The organism is Psychrobacter sp. KFRI-CH2-11 (assembly GCF_038239325.1).
Taxonomy (GTDB): Bacteria; Pseudomonadota; Gammaproteobacteria; order Pseudomonadales; family Moraxellaceae; genus Psychrobacter; species Psychrobacter celer.
Genome location: NZ_CP151283.1, coordinates 2307871 through 2328682 on the forward strand (window position 1 = coordinate 2307871; position 20812 = coordinate 2328682).

The 20812-nt window shown below is 48.6% G+C and carries 17 protein-coding genes; 5 read left to right on the forward strand and 12 right to left on the reverse strand.

All coding sequences use genetic code 11. The features are described from left to right. Window positions 1–88: 88 nt before the first annotated feature. The 4 genes from AADH33_RS09500 to AADH33_RS09515 form a co-directional block, all read right to left on the reverse strand. Window positions 89–2086, reverse strand: coding sequence for a polysaccharide biosynthesis protein (locus AADH33_RS09500; protein WP_348548760.1), 1998 nt, complete (start codon window positions 2084–2086; stop codon window positions 89–91). A 95-nt stretch (window positions 2087–2181) separates the two neighbouring features. Next, window positions 2182–4455, reverse strand: coding sequence for a polysaccharide biosynthesis tyrosine autokinase (locus AADH33_RS09505; RefSeq protein ID WP_348548761.1), 2274 nt, complete (start codon window positions 4453–4455; stop codon window positions 2182–2184). A gap of 78 nt (window positions 4456–4533) precedes the next feature. Continuing rightward, window positions 4534–5010 (reverse strand): low molecular weight protein-tyrosine-phosphatase, encoded by a 477-nt coding sequence (locus AADH33_RS09510; RefSeq protein WP_348548762.1) that lies wholly within the window; start codon window positions 5008–5010, stop codon window positions 4534–4536. A 9-nt stretch (window positions 5011–5019) separates the two neighbouring features. Next, window positions 5020–6060, reverse strand: a complete 1041-nt coding sequence (locus AADH33_RS09515) for a polysaccharide biosynthesis/export family protein (protein WP_348548763.1) — start codon at window positions 6058–6060, stop codon at window positions 5020–5022. 691 nt (window positions 6061–6751) lie between these two features. Between AADH33_RS09515 and rluB the strand changes: the two genes are divergently transcribed. Continuing rightward, window positions 6752–7675, forward strand: coding sequence for a 23S rRNA pseudouridine(2605) synthase RluB (gene rluB / locus AADH33_RS09520; RefSeq protein WP_075101486.1), 924 nt, complete (start codon window positions 6752–6754; stop codon window positions 7673–7675). 101 nt (window positions 7676–7776) lie between these two features. Here the strand turns inward: rluB and AADH33_RS09525 are convergent, their stop codons facing one another. The 3 genes from AADH33_RS09525 to AADH33_RS09535 all read right to left on the reverse strand — a co-directional run bounded on the left by AADH33_RS09525 (window position 7777) and on the right by AADH33_RS09535 (window position 9921). Further along, on the reverse strand, window positions 7777–8331 hold the full coding sequence (locus AADH33_RS09525) for a hypothetical protein (RefSeq protein ID WP_348548764.1): 555 nt from the start codon (window positions 8329–8331) through the stop codon (window positions 7777–7779). Between the two features lie 42 nt (window positions 8332–8373). Continuing rightward, a complete protein-coding gene (locus AADH33_RS09530; RefSeq protein ID WP_348548765.1) occupies window positions 8374–9045 on the reverse strand; it encodes a hypothetical protein in 672 nt (223 codons plus the stop codon). A gap of 135 nt (window positions 9046–9180) precedes the next feature. After that, the gene (locus AADH33_RS09535) at window positions 9181–9921 is read right to left on the reverse strand and encodes a hypothetical protein (RefSeq protein ID WP_075101483.1); all 741 of its coding nucleotides are present in this window, start codon (window positions 9919–9921) and stop codon (window positions 9181–9183) included. Window positions 9922–10130: 209 nt separating this feature from the next. Between AADH33_RS09535 and AADH33_RS09540 the strand changes: the two genes are divergently transcribed. After that, entirely contained in the window at window positions 10131–10733 is a 603-nt protein-coding gene (locus AADH33_RS09540; protein WP_075101482.1) for a LysE/ArgO family amino acid transporter, read from the forward strand. Window positions 10734–10823: 90 nt separating this feature from the next. On the opposite strand, the gene AADH33_RS09545 is transcribed toward AADH33_RS09540, so the two are convergent. The 4 genes from AADH33_RS09545 to AADH33_RS09560 all read right to left on the reverse strand — a co-directional run bounded on the left by AADH33_RS09545 (window position 10824) and on the right by AADH33_RS09560 (window position 15204). Then, window positions 10824–12206, reverse strand: a complete 1383-nt coding sequence (locus AADH33_RS09545; RefSeq protein ID WP_348548766.1) for an NAD(P)/FAD-dependent oxidoreductase — start codon at window positions 12204–12206, stop codon at window positions 10824–10826. A gap of 124 nt (window positions 12207–12330) precedes the next feature. Further along, window positions 12331–12972, reverse strand: a complete 642-nt coding sequence (locus AADH33_RS09550) for a MarC family protein (protein WP_075101480.1) — start codon at window positions 12970–12972, stop codon at window positions 12331–12333. Between the two features lie 139 nt (window positions 12973–13111). Continuing rightward, window positions 13112–13990: a carboxylating nicotinate-nucleotide diphosphorylase gene (gene nadC / locus AADH33_RS09555; protein WP_348548767.1), complete on the reverse strand. Its 879-nt coding sequence runs from the start codon at window positions 13988–13990 to the stop codon at window positions 13112–13114. A gap of 164 nt (window positions 13991–14154) precedes the next feature. Continuing rightward, a complete protein-coding gene (locus AADH33_RS09560; protein WP_348548768.1) occupies window positions 14155–15204 on the reverse strand; it encodes an NUDIX hydrolase in 1050 nt (349 codons plus the stop codon). A 527-nt stretch (window positions 15205–15731) separates the two neighbouring features. Here AADH33_RS09560 and nadA point away from each other — a divergent pair. The 3 genes from nadA to AADH33_RS09575 all read left to right on the forward strand — a co-directional run bounded on the left by nadA (window position 15732) and on the right by AADH33_RS09575 (window position 19787). Next, window positions 15732–16841 carry a quinolinate synthase NadA gene (nadA, locus tag AADH33_RS09565; RefSeq protein WP_348549976.1) on the forward strand — a complete coding sequence of 370 codons (1110 nt, stop codon included), beginning with the start codon at window positions 15732–15734 and terminating at the stop codon, window positions 16839–16841. Further along, on the forward strand, window positions 16756–18726 hold the full coding sequence (nadB, locus tag AADH33_RS09570) for an L-aspartate oxidase (RefSeq protein ID WP_348548769.1): 1971 nt from the start codon (window positions 16756–16758) through the stop codon (window positions 18724–18726). The genes nadA and nadB overlap by 86 nt, the downstream gene beginning before the upstream one ends. A 152-nt stretch (window positions 18727–18878) precedes the next feature. Then, window positions 18879–19787: a phosphatidate cytidylyltransferase gene (locus tag AADH33_RS09575; RefSeq protein ID WP_348548770.1), complete on the forward strand. Its 909-nt coding sequence runs from the start codon at window positions 18879–18881 to the stop codon at window positions 19785–19787. A 45-nt stretch (window positions 19788–19832) separates the two neighbouring features. Here AADH33_RS09575 and AADH33_RS09580 read toward each other — a convergent pair whose 3' ends face one another. Next, on the reverse strand, window positions 19833–20657 hold the full coding sequence (locus AADH33_RS09580) for an SDR family NAD(P)-dependent oxidoreductase (RefSeq protein WP_348548771.1): 825 nt from the start codon (window positions 20655–20657) through the stop codon (window positions 19833–19835). Between the last annotated feature and the right edge of the window lie 155 nt (window positions 20658–20812).

A 20812-nucleotide genomic window follows, 5' to 3' on the forward strand; every position in this document is an offset into this window, starting at 1 on the left:
AAAACGTTATGTTTGTAAAAATGCCAAGGTAAAAATGCTACGGTAAAAAACACTGCCAACACTGACAGAGCCTAAGACTGCCCAGTTATCAGCCAACCTCGTTTAGCAAGGCATTCTCCTCGGTGGGCATCGCCGTACCGCAGCCTTCTTGGTAACCTTCGACAAAACATCTAAACTGGGTCTTGAGCCACGCCACGTCCTGCTGAGTGGCGCGGTCTATACATTCAGACAAGATATTTTCGATATCTGCCAACGGAAAGCTATGCTCTATGGCTTGCATAATCAGAGGATGAAATGTCGGCTCGATATTATCCTCACCGAGGATCAGCTCCTCATAGAGCTTCTCTCCTGGCCGCAAACCTGTAAACACAATCTCAATATCGCCCTCGGGGTTGCTGTCATCTTTGAGCTCACAACCTGTCAGACGAATCATACGTTTGGCAAGATCAACGATTTTGACCGGTGCACCCATGTCCAGCACAAACACCTCGCCTCCAAACGCCATCGCCCCCGCTTGAATGACCAAGCTGGCTGCCTCTGGAATCGTCATAAAATAGCGTGTGATGTCTGGATGGGTGATGGTAATGGGGCCACCTTGCTCTATTTGTTTGGTAAATAGCGGCACGACAGAGCCTGACGATCCCAAAACATTGCCAAAACGCACCATACTAAAGCAGGTATGGCTGCTACTTTGACTTAGCCCTTGGCAAACCAGCTCCGCCAAGCGTTTGGATGCGCCCATGATGTTGGTCGGTCTTACCGCTTTGTCGGTCGAGATCAGGACAAATGTATCGACGCCCGCTTGTATCGCAGCACGGGCACAGTGGTAGGTTCCTTTGGTGTTATTAATCATGCCTTCAAACGGATTGGACTCCACGATAGGCACATGCTTATAAGCGGCAGCGTGATAAATGGTATTTATATGGTTATTTTTGAATATATCGGTTAATTTTTTTTCGTTACTGACGCTTCCGATCACACTTACAATCGTAATCTGCGCCGTCTCAGCCCCTACTATCTCTAAAGCTCTAAGCTCTTGATCGATGGTATATAGCGCATATTCAGATTGCTCATATAGCACCAAGCAGTTGGGTTTGCTTTTGATGATTTGACGGCATAACTCACTGCCAATCGAACCACCCGCTCCAGTGACTAGGACGTTTTTGCCAGAGATGTTTTTTTGTAGCAGCTCTGCGACCGGCTCGACCGTTTCTCGCTCCAGCACGTCCAATATATCTACAGGCCGTATATGGCTGACCGTCACGACTTCATCAGCCAGCTCGCGCAGACTAGGCAAGTCTTTTATTTTGACAGAGACACCTGAGAGGCTATCCATGATTTGTTTTTTTCGTGTACGGCTCGTAGACGGCATGGCCAAAATCACCTGCGCTACCTTCAGGGTCTCAATCAGCCATGGCAGCGCATGCGCTGCGTAGATTTGTTTGCCATGTAGATACGCCCCTATCAGCTGAGGATCGTCATCGATATATGCCACCACATTGTATTGATGGGAGTCTCTTAGGCTGGCTAATAGCTCGCGGCCTGCCTCTCCTGCCCCATAGATGATTACATTGTCACAACAGCCGTCTGGATGTCGGGTTTTCTTGGTGCTTTGCACACGCTTTAGTAAGGTACGTATCAGCAGCCTACTATTCCATAACCAAATAAACATCAAAAATAAAAAGATGATAGGCACAGAGCGTGGTATCGCCACTGCTGGGCTAAGATAAATAATAAGCTGATAGACGATAATTAACAATAAAAACAGCTGTAATACGCGGCTCATTAGCGCATCAAAAAACCCTCTAGACGCCCCTCTATAAAAACCAATAAGATACAAACTAGCGACAGGGATAAAGGCATAAAAGAGCTGAGCGGCAATACCGATATGCAAATCTATATATCCATAACGTAACGATAACGCGAGCAGCAAGCAAACATTGGACACCGCAAAGTCGATACCAAATAACAGACTACATTTGGCTGGACGCGGTAGCGACAACAAATACAGAGCCGCACGTTTTAATCGTCGATCAAAACCATTAGACGCTTGATAAGCATTGTTAGACTCTGTCTTTATAAACATAAGATCCACCTACTTCCGCTGTATTATGTGTCCATGTTATGTGCCTAGCATAATGATAAAACGTCGTTATTATCATGATCGTCGTAAAGAGTACGTCAGCGATTATCCCCATAGGCATAATGGTAATGATAGCTATATTTATCCATCAAACCTTGCTGCACATCGTTTAATACAATACCGTCGACTTTTACATTGGCTTTGTTCATCTGCTTGACGGCATAGACCAATTGCCCCTCGACCGACTGGTTGAACTTTGTGACGATCAGCACCTTATCTGCCTGCTGCGCTAGCACCATAGCGTCTGAGGCGGCGAGTATCGGCGGCGAATCAATGACAATATAGTCATACCGCGTCTTTAGCGCCGCTAATAGCTGACGAAACGACTCGCCTATCAGCAGTGAAGTAGGATTGGCCGATTGTCGTCCACGCGGTATAAAGTCGATCTGTGCCATACCAGTGGGATGAATGATGCTCTCAATGGTCAAAACAGACGCCGCCTTGTCTATTTGCACGCTTGTCGGCTGCTCATCATTTACAAATACGGTTTCTTTATCTTGTAATAAATAATCAGCAAGCCCATCCTCTGCACTCTTATTAAACATCTTATGCAGCTCCCCTAAGCGCATGTCGCCATCGATGATTAAGACTTTTTTGTCCAGCTGTGCAAATACTTCAGATAAGTTCGCTGTAATAAACGACTTACCAACACCTGGGCTCTCGCCTGTGATCAGTATGACCTGTGCTGGCGGTTCGGTGATGGCGCCTGTCGGCATTCCAAAGATCAAATTGGTCCTTAAGCTTTTGATTGCCTCATAGCTCAAGCTACTGTGGTCGACATGGGCGAGCATACGAGCGTGCGCTTTTTTCTTTTTGCTCAATCTGGATAACAAAGGCGAGCGTGGAATGGTTGCAATGACAGGGATGCCCGTGCTGGCTTCTAGGTGCTCTGGGTCTTTGACCACGTTCCTCATCAGGTTTTTGAGTAGCACCATGATGACCCCAAGCATCGTGCCAACCAAGGCGGCAAGCATCATGATCTGTAGTTTGTTTGGAGCAATAGCCTTAAAGGTGCTGGTCGGTGAGTCAATGATACGGGCATAGCCAATTTGACCGGCTTTGACGATTTTGAGCTGCTCATAGTTTTTGAGTAGGGTCAGATAGATTTCTCGGTTGATGGCCGTGTCTTCTGATAGCTTCAAAAACTCTCGCTGTATCTCAGGCAATCCTGCAACGGTATTGCCTATCTCTCGCGTTCGATTGTTGAGCACCTTGAGCTGTTGATTGATTTGGACGACCAAGGGGTGCTGCTCGGTATAATAAGTGGTCAGATCTGCTTTTTTGAGATTAAGCTCATTGAGCTGCTCATCGATGCGGGATTTTTCGTTTAATAATAGCTCCGCTTCTTTGCCCACATCGATGGTGCCATATTTTTTACGAAAATCATTAAAGCGCGCCTCGGCAGCTTCTAGCTTTTCTTTTAGTAGCGGTATTTGCGTTTCCATAAAGGCTAAGGTTTTGGTGGTCTCTTCAGAGCCGCGAGATTGGTTTTGTGCCACATAAGATAGGACAATTTGATTGAGTATGGTGGTGACCTGCTCTTGGTTACCGCCCACCATCGACAGCTGGAGGATGCCTGTCTTTTGGCCTTTTTCTTCGACCGACAGCGCACTATTGATGGCATCTGTTGTCGTCTTTAGCGTTTGCTTACGAATCTGAACGGGGTAAGCTGTGGCAGGCAAATCTGTGACCAAAATAGCTATCAGCCCCTCTACACCTTGGAACTGATGCGCCTGACCGATTTGACCCTGAAACTTGTCCATGCCATTACTTAGCACAAACCCTGTCTCCGATCGTGTCAAGGTAAAGGCTTGGTTCAGATAAGCAGGCGCTACCTGAAACTGACTGACTTTGACGGCGCCGCTTTCGGTATTGAGCGACACCTCATCAGGAGTATTTACCTGAGTGGCGATACCGTCGCTTTTTAGTTTGTCGAGATGGCCGATATTTGGGTCCGTAAGCCTTATGCGCAAATGCAAAAGTTCAACCACTGGCTCTAATATCATCCGCGAGCGAATCAGTTCCGCCTCGGTTTCCGCCTTACTGACTTCCGTCCCGACGAGCTCTGAGATACTCTCGCCCAGCGCCTCAACTCCTTGGGTATTTTCTTCGATTTGTATCAGCGCATCTGATTTAAAAGTCGGATTGACATAGCGGCTATATAATAGACCAAGTAAAAGCCCAAGCACTGCCATCACCGCAATAATTCGCCAGCCGCGCAGCAATACCAAAGCCAGCGCCATTAAGTCGATGTCGTCGTTGTCTTTTTTGCCCGTAGGCATCGATAGGTCTTTTGAATCTATATTATTCATAACCATTCACTCATCGCTTAATGTTAGTTGGCTAGCGTGTTCTTATTTAAAATATGATAATAAAAATAAGGACACACCCTAATAGCACTCGCTCATCCTTAACGCTTTGATCGCTGTTACTTCCTGCATTTTCTTGTGCCACTGTTTGAGCCCATCGGCGATATCTTGCCGGCTTTTCTCAAACGCTCTATCGTCCTGCTGATAAGGGTCAATGATGTCTTTATCCAGCCAATGACCGACCCGAAATGTCTTACCGCGGCAATGCGGCCAGCGACTCTCGAGCCACTTGGTTTGGCCAGTCGACATGGTAAAAATCAAATCCGCTTGACTAACCAGCGCGGTGTTGATCTGTTTGGCAACATGAGCGCCGATGTCTATCTGATACGTCGCCATCAATGACACCGCTTTTGGGTCTGCGCCTTGATCGACCAACGCTGATAGCCCAGCAGAGTCGATATACTTTTCAGGGTAGTATTCTGTCAAGATGGCAGCGGCCATCGGACTACGGCAGATATTGCCCACACAAACCACCAGCAAGTTGTCAAACGCTTCCATGACTGACTCCTATATCCCTGAGATTACATTGATGGCCGATGTCGATGGCAAGATGGCACTGATGACACGATTCCAGCGTGCCAGCCCCGTTGGGTCGACATATAAAATATCGTTGGCTTGCATCTCAAAACGACTTGCTAGTGCAAAGCTTGTGATGCTCTGCATATCGACATAATAGATGTTGGTAAATTTACTTTGTGGATTGTCACGTACGATATAGACCTTCGCGGCATTGGCTGTGTTTGGGTTTAGGCCATTTGACTCCCCCAATACATGCGCCAAGCTCAACCCTTGCTCTGGAATGGCGACGGGCTCGAGTTTGCCAAACTCTCCTAACACATAAACCTTGTTGCGGCTTTGGCTGTTGACATGAATCGCGTCACCATTTTTTAGATAGATCTGATTGGCAGATAGCCCCATCTGGTTTAAGGTGCGCATCCCTAGCGGATAGCTTTTACCTTGCCGATGTAAAATGATGTGATTTGCATCGCCCGTCTCGGACACACCGCCTGCCATAGAGATGCCGCCATATAATGAGATGGGCACATCAGCAATCGCAAATTCACCAGATTGCTTGACCGCGCCATCGACAAAAAACTTACTGCCTCGGTAATTGATGATTTTGACCTGCGGATCTGAGTATTTTAGATAACGCTGTAGCTGGCGCTGTAGCGTCGCGGTAAACTGCGGCACACTCAGCCCCGCCGCTTTGATCCTTCCGATTAGTGGAAACTGGATAAACCCTTGTTGATCGACCGTAAGGCTTTCGGTAGAGGCGTTAATATCTGGGTAATTGGTGAGTATGATGCTCAGGATATCGCCTTTGGCGATGCCATAGCTGGTAGCACCAGACGTTTTTAATAAATGATACAAATCTGCGCTGGGCGCGAGGGGCTGTTTTGCAGGTAAATTGGCCAGACTCAGTGGTTGAATATAAAATGGTAAACCGTTTTCTGCGACAAATGCGCCAGACTCAGGCAGTTTTCCAGACTGAAGTCCTGAATTTATCGTACAACCAGCAAACGATGCCATTAGTAATAAACCAGCCATGCTGCGTGTTATCACGCGCCTATGTACATAAGAGAAATATTTATAAACCATAACAGTTACTCATATTTATATTGGTGAATCAAACCATCGCATGCTGCCATTACTAATATATTCATAAAAAAGAATGTATTTATTGAATATACACTTAAAATATACGTAACGCAATATTTAAAAATACTCATATAAAAATATTTAACAGCCCTTATTTCTATCAAAAAACCCTTATACTTAAAGGCTTGAAGCAGTTTTTACACTTATCGCATTCTGATTATAAAAAAATTAAAATATATTTTTCTTTATAGCACCACCATTCTTCGTTTGTTATATATACTTCCATAGACATGGCAACTTCATATTTAGTTTAATAAAACCAAATGTCTAATATGACTTTTTTTAATTTTACTTATGGCTAAATGTAACTATTTGTTAATTCATGATGAGCTAATTCGTTGACTCGGTGTCCCTAATACCTAACGGTCATTGAGCCAACCAAGCAAACTTTTATTTATTAAACTAGGACATCTGCTCAGTTCAATCGAGAACTATCTGGACGAGCCAAAGGCCACCTGATAAAATTTTTTCCCTAGAGCATTTATGCCAGTTTGCGTGCTAAATGTTTGAAATTCGCGTAGAATAGGCACTTCATTTTTTACATTGAGAAATGTAAACCCACCGACTCAAGGACATGATTATGAAAGATGAGAAATTACAAAAAGCCCTCGCCCGTATGGGGCTGGGTTCACGCCGTCAGATGGAAGAGGTCATCAGATCAGGCCGCGTGTCTGTTAATAATGCGCCTGCGACCATTGGTGATCGCGTGCAGCAAGGCGATGAGATACGGGTAGATGGTCGTCAGATCAAATACAACGCCGAAAACGAAAAGCGCCGCCGCGTCTTGGCATACTACAAGCCTGAAGGGGAAGTGTGCTCGGCAAAAGACCCTGAAGGTCGCCCGACTGTGTTTGAGCGCCTACCAAAGCTGACCCACGATCGCTGGGTGATGGTTGGCCGTTTGGACATCAACTCAACCGGACTGTTATTGTTTACCAACGATGGCGAGATGGCCCATCGCTTGATGCACCCCTCAAGTGAAGTCACGCGTGAATATGCGGTACGTGTCTTGGGTGAGGTCACCCCTGATATCGCTCGCAACTTGACCGCTGGTGTTATGCTAGAGGACGGCATGGCGCAGTTTGAAGACATTAAAGAAGGCGGCGGTGAAGGCGTCAATAAGTGGTATCACGTCAAACTAAAAGAAGGCCGCAACCGCGAAGTGCGCCGTTTGTTTGAGTCGCAAGGCCTCAAGGTCAGCCGCCTATTACGCACCCGCTATGGTACGATCTCACTGCCCAAAGAGCTGCGTACAGGCCGCTTCTTGGAGCTGGACAAAAAAGAGATCAACACCCTAACCGACTTAGTCAGCTTGCGCCCGCGTTATGGTACAGGTCTGCACGGCGCGGCTAAAGAAAAACAAGAACGTATCAAAAGCAAACCGCTCAAAGCGCGCCGTGCCGATAGTCGTAGCGATAAGTCGCACAGTAGCAAACCGAAAAGCAGCGGCAGCCCTGCCAGTCGCGGCACTCGGCACACTCGTGGTCGCGGCGATAAGCGTTAGTTTTACTGAGGCTTCATACACCTAGATCATAAAAAAGCTGCCTGTGAGAGATATCACAGGCAGCTTTTTTTGCGCCATTTGCTGTCGTTTTGCCCTACCCTTTAACGATCGTGGCTCTCGACATAGTTTTTCATCACGCGTAACGCTTGTAGATGCTGCGTCTGCGCTTGGTCCAATAACGCATCTAGACGCTGCTCGATATGGTCTAATACCTGCTGCAACAGCGCACCGGCTTCTGCTTTTTTTTCTGTCTGTGATAGGTCAGCGCTATCGATACTGACCAGATAATCATAACTGGCTAGTGTGTCAGGCAAGCGCGTGTACAGCAGCTTTTGTAGCACAAACTGCGACTCGGTCACCGTCGGCGTCTTATCATCAGCCTGTTGTGTTTTTTGATAAGACTGATAGCGACTCACCTTATCGTCGATACGCTGCAGCTGGCGCAGCTGATCATTTGGTAAGCGCTGTAGATGTTTTTTGTGTAAACGCAGATGCCGCCATGTGATTGAAGACAATGACAAAGGCGCTTGATCATCTTGATATGTAAGCACGCCTGGGGTGATGCCGACGGCTTTATGCAGCGCTTGCCAGCCTTTTTTACCCAAATAAATGGTCGTGATGGTCGTCACGATACCGACACCAATGAGCACACTCATATATCTTACTCTTTTACCGTTATTGTGCTTAGCTTTTAATCTTTACCGTTTGATATCGTCAGCGCGCGCCTTTTTGGTCGCAGCGCCAGCTGGGGTTTCAAGCGTTTGGATACCTGCCTCATCGTCAGCACTGTCATCGAGGTTTTGTCCTTCGTGACTGACAGCAGGCGTTTTAAAGCGTTTTTGTAGATAGCGATTGGTCGCGAGTAGCTTTTGCCCATCTTGGTGATAGGAGGCATTGAGCAAATCATCAAACTGCGCGTCAATGGTGGTGAGCACCTCAAGCAGCGCTTCTTTGCCTGTCACGTTGGAGTGCTTGATTTTGGTCGTATCAGCGCGCGCACCATCGCCCACATCTAAGTCATGCAAGCGCCGATAGTCCGCCACCGCCAGCGGCACATGTCTGTCCATGAGATTTTGAATCATGATATAGGTCTCATTGACAGTGTCTTTGTCATCAATCTTACCATCATTATTGGTATCACCATAAATGACGCGCAGCTTTTCGCCTTTTTCGTTGATCTGCGCCAGCATCACCTTGATATCAGCCGGTAGGCTCTTTTCGGGGATATAACCCAGCTGCGGCATCGCCTTATACTCCAGCATTTTGGGCGCGGTCATTTTTTTGATACCACGATATCCCAAGTACAACCCAGCCGCTGGTAGCACACCATACAATACAAACATGATAAACATCGCAGTCATTTGGGTCATTGGCTGATCCTTATTTTATGGCAAGTTTTTTGGCCGTTTTTTTTGGCAAAATGGTTGGCAAGCACCGCGGTATAAAACGGTATCAATAGTGGTATCAATGAGAGCAAGTTCGCAGTCACAACCGCCGCCCTTAGCTTAGCTTTGCGTGCGGCTTTTGACATAGCGATGCGTAGAAGCAAGGCGGCTCATCACGGTGTTGTGCAATTCATCGAGCAGCTCATCAAGCTCGTAGTCAATCTCTAAAAACAAATCCGTCAGCATATCGCCTGCGCTCATCTTGCCTTGTGCTGTATGGTTTCTAGTACGGTGCGGGCTAAATCGTTGCAGCTGCTCATAATGATGCAGCGCCTCAGGGATACTCTCAGACACCAGCTTGTCGATGACGAACTGCCGCTCGTTATGCTGTTGCTGCTGCTCATCGTTGAGCTCATGACTCCACTCACGGTAGCGCTTTAGCTTACCATTGATTCTATCGAGTATCGCCACCGCCTCGATGGGCATGGCGTTTAAGGTGGCTTCATCGACCACATCTACAAGCTCAGTCATAATCGGACAACGTCCATGTTTGAGATACCATAAGGTATCAGGGTCAAAAGGGGGTCTGTTGGCTGGGCGCATTTGTGCGTGATTGGCCAGATAGCGGTCGGTGAGCGGTGTGGCCGAACGCGCATCACCCACTTGCGCCAATGCCGCACAGATACGGTCGGCACGCTCAGGTGGCGTCAGCGTAGTACGCGGGTTCTTGATATTGTCGTCATCTGCCTGCTCGCCGCCTTTGCTCTTTGTTTGGCACTCATAGTGACTCGCTGTCTTTTGCGCCTGTAAGGCCGCTTGCGCTGGCAGATCGTCTTGGGCTTGCCCAAATGACTGTAGCATTCTTGTCAAACTTACCACCATGACCGATCTTACCTCTCTGTTATACACGCCTCTTGTTACATACCCATTTTACAGTAAGGGGCTTTGCTTTATTGCATCGGTGCAATCAATAGCGTATCTTAACAGTTTTTTATGATGCTGCCAGTACGCAAAATGTCAGCGCCGCTGGCACTATCCGCCCCGCTCCACCACCGATTAAGCACTTAATTATGTATGCCCCTGACTTTCTTTCTGGCTTCTTGCTTGGGCTATCGCTCATCATTGCGATAGGCTCGCAAAACGCATTTGTACTCAAACAAGGGCTAAAGCGCGAGCACATCTTTTTTGTCTGTTTGTTTTGTGCCCTTAGCGATGCCATCTTGATATCAGCAGGCGTCGGCGGCTTTGGCGCCGTGACAGCACGCTATCCGCACATCGTCGATGTCGCAAAATTCGCCGGTGTGGTGTTTTTGCTCGGTTATGGCTTACAAAGCCTATATGCCAGTGTGCGCCTATCACATGCACTGACCGTCGAGGGTCAAGTGGTCAGCAGCCTAAAAAAAGCGCTGCTGCTGTGCTTTGGCTTTACATGGCTCAACCCGCACGTCTATTTAGATACATTGGTGCTCGTCGGCATGGTTTCAACAGGCGCTAATAGCAAAGTGGTGTTTGCCGCTGGTGCCGTCAGCGCGTCTTTCTTTTTCTTTTTTGCGCTGGGCTATGGCGCGCGCTTACTCAAGCCGCTGTTTGCCAAACCAAAAGCTTGGAATATTTTGGACGCCCTCGTCGGTATCTTGATGCTCTATCTGGCATGGCATCTGTATCAAAGCTAATCATCAAAGATGGATGACTTAACCTAAAAAAACCAAACCCTCACTTGAAGGTTTGGTTTTTTACAATAAACACTTATAGATAAAAACTGCTTATGAGGCTTTTTTGTGCTTTTTGGGCTGGACAAATGCCAAGTTTAAAAAGTGCTCAAGCGAGTCATCTAACACATCCAGCCACGGCTCTGGCAACTCAGGCGCTAGCGTGCCCGTCAGCGTCGAGCGGTAGGCCTTTTCTCTAAAGGTCATGATGTTCTCTGCTTTGTCCTTTTGCCACTGCTTTAGAATATCGCCTTGTTTTTCTACCGCAAACTCAGGATAGTCCGTCGCATCGGTCAAGTCGCGAATATAAGCCGCTTGAAAGTCGATGGAGTCGTCGACCGTGACGCATTTGGCATAGGTTTCCAGCCATTTTTGCTCATCGGCCTCACGCGTTGCCAAATCCGGCAGCGCCATCTCACCCATGATGACATCACGCGCATACCACGCTTGGGCGTCAAACATATTAAAGGTAAAGTACTGATCTTGCATGCCTAAATAGATAAGCTTGGGATTGGGCTGCCAAAAGACACCTTTATAAAGGTTGGCAGGGTACAAGCAATTATGCGTTTGCAAACGCAGCTCATCCGGCAGGAATGGGAAATGGAACAAGTAGCCGGTACACATAATGATGGCGTCAAAGCTCTGGCTGGTACCATCAGCAAAATGCGCCACATCTCCTTCAAAATGCGTCACCAATGGCACTTCTTTGATACCCTCAGGCCACTCATAGCCAAGTGGCTGGCTGCGATAACTGATGGTTACTGATTTGGTGCCATACTTATAGCACTGCGTACCGATGTCTTCGGCGGAGTAACTGCTACCGACAAGTAAAATATCTTCGTTTTTAAACTCTAGGGCATCACGGAAGTCGTGAGCATGCAAGATACGGCCAGGGAAGGCTTCGAGACCTTCAAAGTACGGCATGTTTGGCGTCGAAAAGTGCCCTGTCGCAACCACAACATAATCAAACTCTTCGACTTCTTGCTCGTCGGTTTTATGGTTCATCACCGTGACGGTGAATTTTTGCGTGTCATCATCGAAAGCCACCCAGCGTACTGGGCATTCAAAGCGAATATATTTTTGAATGTCTTGTTTGTCGATACGGCCCATGATGTAGTCTTTTAGGACTTCACGCGGAGGGTATGAGGGGATAGGCTCACCAAAATGCTCATCAAACGAGTAGTCTGCAAACTCCAAGCATTCTTTTGGGCCATTTGACCATAGATAGCGGTACATACTGCCGTGGACGGGCTCACCATTTCTGTCTAGACCTGTGCGCCAGCTATAGTTCCACATACCGCCAATGGCGTTTTGTTTCTCATAACAAACTATCTCAGGTAAGTCTTTTACACCTGCCAAGCGCGCTGCTTCAAAGGCACGCAACTGCGCCAAACCACTTGGACCTGCTCCTAAAATAGCAATTCTTTTCTTACTCAAGATCAACTCCTGTAAAAAAATAGTGAATCACTACTATAACATATTTTCATTAATGGCGTTTTTTGCCAGCGCCTTTGGTGATTAGTCACACAAACATACAGGCCGCCACGCGTCAGATAAGCGGTTATACCAAGGCAGGAAACAAGGTACGCAAACCATTGACGATGATTTCGATAGACACTGCAGCCAAGAGCATGCCCATGATGCGGCTCATGATATTTAGTCCAGTATCGCCCAGCAGCCGGCTAATACGGCCTGCCGCCATCAAGGCCAAGTAGCAAAACAAGCTGATAAACAATCCAGCGATAAGAATGGCCGAGACTTGCAAAATCCCAGAGACTTGCGAAGAGTAAATGATGACGGTGGAGATACCGCCAGGGCCGATCATCATCGGAATAGCGAGCGGCACGACAGCAGAAGCAGTACTTGGTGCCGCGTGTTTATCATACTCGACATCGAAATTTTCTTGATCGGGTTTGACGGGGTTACCTTCCCCATTCATCATGTTGAGCGCAATCAAAAACACCAAGATACCACCCGCTAGCTGAAACGAGCCGATAGAAATACCCAGCAGCTTAAGCAAGGTTTCCCCTGCCACAGTAAAAAAGCTGATGGTAATAAAAATGGTCAAGCAAGCAACACGCGCCACTTTGCGCCGATTATTCATCGAATAACCGCGGGTCAAATCCAAAAACAACGTCAATGCGCTAAATGGATTGATCAGCACCAAAAAGGCTAAGATTATCTTGATTATTTCAGTGTTCACTGAGTCTCGCTTATCTGTTGCAGCAATGATGCTAAAGTCAGGTCATCACGGCGCACAGCGATGACCTGTTAGGCGGCTAACCACCGCATAAGCGCCATTGTAGCATAGGCAGATAAGCCAATAAAATCATTAACTTTGCTTAATTTTCCGTATTATCACTGACCATAAAATCCAGACCGATATCGAGCGCAGTGGTACTGTGCGTCAGATAACCCATGGCAATGAAATCCACCCCTGTTTGGGCGACCGCTTGTACTGTCTCGGGGGTGATACCTCCTGAGGCTTCTGTCTTGGCGCGGCCTTGGCACATAACCACCGCTTGCGCCAAAATATCAGGCGTCATATTATCCAGTAATACCAAGCTCGCACCGGCATCAAGTGCCTGCGCTAACTGCGCTAAGGTGTCGACTTCTACCTCAATTGGAATCAGATGGCCGGCAAAGTCTTGCGCTTGCTTGATGGCAGTTGCGATATCGCCTGCAATCGCAATATGATTGTCTTTGATCAAAATCGCATCGTCCAGCCCCAAGCGATGGTTGCGCCCGCCGCCGCAGCGTACGGCGTATTTTTGTACCGTCCGTAGCCCAGGAATGGTTTTGCGCGTACAGGTGATTTGCGCAGGGTATGCAGCCACACTATCGACGATCTGCCGTGTCGCGGTCGCAATACCGCTCAGATGTGTCATAAAGTTGAGCGCGGTACGCTCAGCAGTGAGCAAATGACGCGCATTACCGCACACGGTCGCCAGCACTGTCCCCGCCTCAACCCTCTCACCATCAGCGACCTGAGCATCAAAACCAATCTGCGTATCGATCATATCAAAGGCCAATCGCGCCAAATCCATACCGCAGATAACCCCTGCTTGGCGCGCTTTAATCTGTAGCTGCGCTTGCATATCGGCTGGGATGGTCGCTTGTGAGGTGACATCGCCGCGCCTGCCTAGATCCTCTGTGAGAGCGGCCTCTACTAATGGGCGTAGCAACACCTCATTTAATGCTGGTTCTTGTTTGCCTGTCATCGGTTATCCTTATCGTTGCGCATTTGCCTAATAAATACGTCATCGCCAGTGATAACACCACAAATAGCAATCATATCACTAGCACCACGGGCATTTATTAGGCTCAAAATGAGCATAAATATAACGTAAAGCACCCCACCCTGCAATAAAATAATGTCATTTAATTATTTGCGTTTGGGCAGCTTGCTATCCATGAGCAGGCTTTGTAACTCGATATCGTGCCGAAAACGATACAGCTTGGCAGGACGGCCGCGCTGAGCGCTACTACTCTCTCCTGTTTCCATCACTAGGTTTTGTGCCTCCAGCAGACGGCGAAAGTTTTGCTTATGCAGGCGCACACCTGATAACGCCTCTACGCTCTGCTGTAACTGCGATAAAGTAAACACCTCAGGCATCAAACCAAAAATCAGCGGCTGGTACTCTATTTTGGCTCGTAATCGAGAGATGGCGGTGGCAATCACGCGGCGATGATCGTAATACATCGGCTCGCCTATTAGCTGCGACCAGTTTTTGGGCAGCTCGGTGGACACATTGGCTAAGTAGCTTGGCGGATAACTTGGCGCTTCAGGTATCAACCCTGCTTCATAAAGCATCTCATAGCGCAGCAGTACATGCTCGGCGACCCATTCTTTATTTTCTGGCAGCTGCTCCCGGCTGGCCGCGCTGGCACCCAAGCTTGGCGGCTGTTGGCTTATCACATGCGCTTCACCGACGCCCCAACACAGCTCAATACGCTGACGTCGCCGCTGCTGGGTGATAGCGTCATCTGCCTCCTGTGCCCATGCCAATAACGCTGGCACGATAAACGAGGTAATGATAGTTGGCGCGCCATCTAAGTGGTTTTCCCACGGAAAGTAATCATACCAATCTCGCCATAGCGCTTGGCTTGGCAGCCTTGGCGTCTGCGTCTCTTGCACCAGCCCTAGATAGCTGACATACACTAAAGCATGACCATCGACGTTGCGTCTATTGGTATCGACAAAGGTATAAAGCTGCTCTAAATACCCAAGTGGCTGCTGCGTCTGCTCCTCCACCCACTGGCGCACCCCTGCTTGCAACGAGCGATGCAGCGGCATCAGTGGCCCATTGGGCAATAGCTTACCTTGATCGACCGTTAGGACACGGGCGGTATGCTCGGTAATCGCAACGAGTACGGCAACCACCTCGGTGGTACCACTGCCTTGCTGATGCGCATGTGAATAAGACAACGTCATAAGTGTATTTATCATCCTCGGTAGAAAATCAAACGTAGTACAAAAACAAGCTGAATACAAAAACAAACTCAGTATACAATCAAAACAGCCGTGCTACAGCAGTCGTTAGCACCGTTTACCTACAAACAGTAACACTTCCTAGTATAGCTCGAATCTAAGACGATCACAGTCTGTCGCTGTAACACCAGCCAAGCCGCACGCCTTAATATGGTTAATTTACTTTAAAACAGGTACAGCGCTACTGGTATTCATTTTTCTTGCGTGCTGTGCCTACGCCGACAGAGGCTGCGCAAAATAAATATCAGTAGCACTTGAACATAACATCTAGCATGTCAGTTTTATTTAGGATTGACTATAGGTAGAAAAATCATAAAAAACCCTTGTTTTTATGCTCAAAATGAGCATAATTAAAACAATTTATGATTTTGCTTTAGCGAGTCATTCCAATATTACGACATATGATGTGTCACTATCGCACCAAAGGAAAGGTTGCAGCTATGAAAACTTATCCGTACGACGCCCCTATCATGAGTACCGACCAGCGCATCGCCACTCAGATGACCATAGAATACGCCAGAGCAAAGATACCTACCGAGCTGCCACGCTCTGAGCGGCTGGCAGTTGAAGAAAACATCAAGCACTTGCTAAAAGCGCATAACGCTGTGCTCGTCGCTCATTATTATGTCGATCCTTTTATTCAGGATTTGGCATTGGCGACTGGCGGCTGTGTCGGTGACTCGCTTGAGATGGCGCGCTTTGGACAAGCCCATGAGGCACAGACATTGGTGTTGGCAGGCGTGCGCTTTATGGGCGAGTCAGCAAAAATTCTAAGTATGGAAAAGACCGTCCTGATGCCTGATTTAGAAGCGGAATGCTCGCTTGATTTGGGCTGTCCTGCAGATGAGTTTGCCGCATTTTGCGACGCCCATCCTGAGCGTACCGTGGTGGTTTATGCCAATACCAGCGCCGCGGTCAAAGCGCGTGCCGACTGGGTGGTGACCTCCTCTGTCGGTATCGATATCGTTCGTCATTTACACGCGCAAGGTGAGCCTATCATTTGGGGGCCTGACCGTCATTTGGGCAAATATATCGCTCGTGAGACTGGCGCAGACATGCTGCTCTGGCAAGGTTCTTGTCTGGTGCACAATGAGTTTAAGGCGACCGAGCTGCTGCAATTAAAAGAGGAGCACCCTGACGCCAAAGTGCTGGTACATCCAGAGTCGCCTGATAGCGTGGTTGCGCTCGCTGATGTCGTCGGCTCGACCAGTAAGCTGCTCAGTTCAACCTATGAGATGGATGCCGAGACCTTTATCGTAGCGACCGATTTGGGCATCTTGCACGAGATGCAAAAACGCTCGCCAAACAAGCGTTTTTTGGCCGCACCGACCGCTGGTGAAAGCGCCAGCTGTAAGAGCTGCGCGTTTTGCCCATGGATGGCGATGAATGGCCTAACAGGCATCGAGCAGTGTCTGACGCAGCGAAGCGGTGAGGTTATGTTGACGCCTGAGCTGGCAGCCGCCGCCAAAAAACCTTTACAACGCATGCTTGATTTTGCCGAAGCACAAAAGCGGCGCGTCACTGCAAGCGGTGATATCACCCAAGACCGCGCACTCTTTGCCAATGTGGGAGCCGCCTAAGATGAGTGAGGCGCATACAGCCGCTAATACAAGCACCTCTGCTGAGGATACCCATGGCGTCAGACACACAGACGTGTTAATCATTGGCGCAGGTCTTGCTGGATTGAGCACGGCGCTGGCCTTACCGCAAACACTGAACGTGACTGTATTAAGCAAAGCGGCGCTGGATGTGTGCTCCAGTCATTATGCCCAAGGTGGTATCGCGGCAAGTTTGGATGCCAAAGACTGCGCCGCCGACCATATCGCTGATACGCTCATCGCTGGCGCAGGATTGTGCGAGGCAAAAAACACCACAGAAATCCTAAGCGCGGGCGAGCAAGCGGTACAATGGCTGTGCGAGCAAGGCGTGCCCTTTACTCAAATTCCTCAGCAAGAATCAAAAAGTCATATAAAAGCAGGTTTTGACCTCTCTTACTTACACTTGACCAAAGAAGGCGGCCATGGCTGCCGGCGCGTCGCCCATGCTGATGATGCCACTGGTCGACATATTATGGAAGCCCTCGTTATAAAAGCGCAAGCGGCATCCAATATCACTATCCTGCCCTATCATGAAGCGTTTCATCTGCTAAAAAATACTGACAATCGTTGCCAAGGTACACTTGTTTTTGATCACGTTCATCAACGACAGCTAACCTTGCATAGTCGCGCGGTGGTGCTGGCCAGTGGCGGTTTAGGGCAGTTGTTTAAACGTGCCAGTGCGCCCAATGTCTGTGTCGGTGATGGCGTGATGATGGCTTGGCAAGCAGGCTGCCGCTTGGCAAATCTGGAGTTCATCCAGTTTCATCCGACAGGCTTGGCGCTTGGTGACAGTAGTTTTTTAATCTCTGAAGCCCTGCGCGGTGAAGGCGGACGGCTGTACTGCCCGCAGACAGGTAAACGCTTTATGCTAGATATTGACGCACGCGCAGAGCTGGCACCAAGAGACATCGTCGCTCGTGCTATCGCCGAGCAAATTAGCATCAATGGACTTGGCTACGTTCATCTCGATGTCAGTCACTTACCAGCGGCATTTCTCCAAGCGCACTTTCCGCAGATTTATCAGACACTATTAGACCTTGGCATCGACATCACCACCGACCCGATCCCAGTAGCCCCCACCGCGCATTATAGCTGCGGCGGCGTGGTCACTTCTGCTAATGGCTTGACCGATGTGACAGGGCTTTATGCGGCAGGAGAAGTTGCTTATACAGGCTTACACGGCGCTAATCGCTTGGCCAGTAATTCGCTGCTTGAGTGCGTGGTGGTCGGGCGCCATATCGCCGCCGATATCCCGCGCTATCTACACGCAACTAAAAAACCAGACGCCACGTCCATTTATATTAACTCAGAGCAATCCATCTATGATATTTGGACCCCGCCGGTGCTGGCAAACTGTCAGCGTATTACCTTGCCATCGCCCATTGAGTACCAACGCCATGCTAATGACCATCACAATGCCAATATCCACACCAGTACAAATAAGGACATTGCTGGCATAACCACCCAATTAAAAGCGTTAATGACGTCGCATCTGGGCATCACTCGTAGCGCCGAGCAGCTTGAGCAAGCGCTGGGGCAAATCTGTCAGTGGCAACAGCAGCTCGGTGGTAGAAGCTTTGATCATATAGATACTAAAAGCCAAGACCACGTCATCTCTTACCATACGCTGCCCTACGTTCAATTAACTAGGCAGTTGCAGCTAGCGGCTTTGATTATGCAGTCGGCTTATCAGCGTCATGAGAGTCGCGGCGGTCATTATAGACAAGACTATCCAAACTTAGCGAGCAAACCTTTGACCAGTGTCATTGAGCCGCCCTCGCTGACCGCATTTGCTACTATTGACGATATAGACATGACAGCCCATATAACAACAGCGGAGTGCAAAAAACAACTGTATCGCCTTTAGCCATGTGGGAGTCCGGTTAATATCTACCAACACCACATAGTTTATCAACTATAGTTAGGATTAAAGAAGCATTTACGCTATCATAACAACTCGGCTGTAAGCGTTGCGACATAACCCGCGACATAAAATGGTGGCATTTGGATCTTAAAGGTATGGCTTCTGATATCGTCTTTGTGATCGCGCTGATGGGGGTGGTTAGCGCGGTATGGGGAGCGCTGGCCATACCACGCCTGCGCAGACGCCTACCGAAGATTTATTTGATCGCACGCTCATGGTGGTTTATGCTGGCGGCGCTTTTTGGCTGCTATGCAATCGCAAAGATAGCAGATCGCCATGCCGAGCTTTTGACGTCCAGATATCCCTATCAATGGCTGCTTATTGGTTTTTTTGTGCTGATTGGTCTGCGCGGTGGCTACGAAATCAAACGGATATGGTGCCTACCTAGTAGAGCGCGACTGATCCATAAGCTACAAAGCCGCGGCCTGCAGCCAAGCGTCACCCCCACCTCTTCTGCTGACCACACCGCTAGCGCTAGCGCGACCACTCCACACTACACGCGTCCAACGGGTTTAGATGGGTTATTAAGCATGGCATTTGTCGCCTTGATTGTCAGCTTGATTGCCCTCCAGCAGCTGACGTGGCAACGCGAGCAGTATGGTGTCTTATTGTTTGTATTATTTGCCAGTCAATTTAACGATATCGCGCAGTATCTATGCGGTCGCCTACTTGGTCATCGCCTGTTTTCACGTGGCCTAGCGCCGCGCATCAGCCCCAATAAAAGCATTGAAGGCGCTGTCTTTGGTAGCATGTGTGCCGCGCTACTGGCATCGCTACTGGGGGCCTGGCTGACGGGGTTTGAATGGTGGCTTTGCTTGCTAGCCGCGTATGGATTGGCAGTGAGCGGTATCGCAGGCGATCTGCTAGAGTCTGCGTTTAAACGTCAGCACGGTATCAAAGACACAGGTACCATGCTAGCAGGGCACGGCGGCGTATTGGACCGTATCGATAGCTTGCTGATTGGCGTGCCTATCTTTACCATCCTTTATTGGTTACTGGGTTAAATAAAGCCTGTTGCAAAGACAGTTTTTTTACTCATTTTTCATTACTCATTGTTTTTTATCAAGCTGGCTGCGTAATACCCAGTCTAATAACGGCTTGGGCACACTGTTTAAGGCATAAATAATATAACGCATCGCCCGTGGAAATATGGCAAGCTCGGTATCATCAGCGATCGCTTGCATGACATGCTGGACGGCGGTCTGTGTACTGATGATAAATGGCTTATGGCTGGCGTCACCGTCATTTAGATCACGCAGCGCTTGGGTATCGATATAGCCTGAGGCGATGCCGTTTACTTGAATATCATACGGGCGCAGTGCCAAGCGATAAGCGCTGGCCGTGGCTATCATCGCGCGTTTGCTTTTGGCATAGAGGCTGGCATAGGGATAGTTCAACGCCCCAGCGATGGAGGCAATGCAGATGAGACTTGGCTTGCCATATTGCCTCATGTCAAACGATGTCGGCTGCTGTTTTAGCCGCTCACTTGCCCACCAAAACACCTGCTCAAATGCTTGTAAGTTAATCGCTAGCATGCGCGTGCTGTCTGCCGCATTGAGCGTCCGCACCCGCTCGTTGGTATAACTGCCCGCACTATAAATCAGCCGATAAAACGTGATGGCAGATAAGCGCTGCAAAAACTCATGCGTTTGGGCACGGTCAGTCAGATCACAGCGATAGGTGGTGATGTGCGGATATTGACGATTGATCTGCGCTTTTTTTTGGCGATCGTGACCCACCACACTCACATGCCAGCCCAGTTGCTGGTGATGACGTGCCAATGCCAACCCCAGACCACTGGTGCCACCGACGATGATAACGTGCGGTGCATCAGCGGTGGCAGGCTTTAAGGCTTTTGGTTTAAGATCTGTCATATCATCGGTTCGGCATAAATCGCGGTATGCGTATATCGTCAGTTCAAAACACCATCGTTATAAGTCTAAGCGCGCTACTAGGATAAATGCGGCATAGCCACTGGCGGTATAGGCATAAGCAAAGGTATAAACACAGTACGCCTGTAAAACGGTAG

Coding starts and splice junctions, on each gene's coding strand:
- AADH33_RS09535 (WP_075101483.1), bottom strand. CDS start 9,921: ATGCTACAGTCATTTGGGCAAGCCCAAGACGATCTGCCAGCGCAAGCG.
- AADH33_RS09505 (WP_348548761.1), bottom strand. CDS start 4,455: ATGAATAATATAGATTCAAAAGACCTATCGATGCCTACGGGCAAAAAA.
- AADH33_RS09510 (WP_348548762.1), bottom strand. CDS start 5,010: ATGGAAGCGTTTGACAACTTGCTGGTGGTTTGTGTGGGCAATATCTGC.
- AADH33_RS09540 (WP_075101482.1), top strand. CDS start 10,131: ATGTATGCCCCTGACTTTCTTTCTGGCTTCTTGCTTGGGCTATCGCTC.
- rluB (WP_075101486.1), top strand. CDS start 6,752: ATGAAAGATGAGAAATTACAAAAAGCCCTCGCCCGTATGGGGCTGGGT.
- AADH33_RS09500 (WP_348548760.1), bottom strand. CDS start 2,086: ATGTTTATAAAGACAGAGTCTAACAATGCTTATCAAGCGTCTAATGGT.
- AADH33_RS09560 (WP_348548768.1), bottom strand. CDS start 15,204: ATGACGTTGTCTTATTCACATGCGCATCAGCAAGGCAGTGGTACCACC.
- AADH33_RS09575 (WP_348548770.1), top strand. CDS start 18,879: ATGGCTTCTGATATCGTCTTTGTGATCGCGCTGATGGGGGTGGTTAGC.
- AADH33_RS09580 (WP_348548771.1), bottom strand. CDS start 20,657: ATGACAGATCTTAAACCAAAAGCCTTAAAGCCTGCCACCGCTGATGCA.
- AADH33_RS09515 (WP_348548763.1), bottom strand. CDS start 6,060: ATGGCTGGTTTATTACTAATGGCATCGTTTGCTGGTTGTACGATAAAT.
- AADH33_RS09525 (WP_348548764.1), bottom strand. CDS start 8,331: ATGAGTGTGCTCATTGGTGTCGGTATCGTGACGACCATCACGACCATT.
- nadC (WP_348548767.1), bottom strand. CDS start 13,990: ATGACAGGCAAACAAGAACCAGCATTAAATGAGGTGTTGCTACGCCCA.
- nadA (WP_348549976.1), top strand. CDS start 15,732: ATGAGTACCGACCAGCGCATCGCCACTCAGATGACCATAGAATACGCC.
- AADH33_RS09530 (WP_348548765.1), bottom strand. CDS start 9,045: ATGACCCAAATGACTGCGATGTTTATCATGTTTGTATTGTATGGTGTG.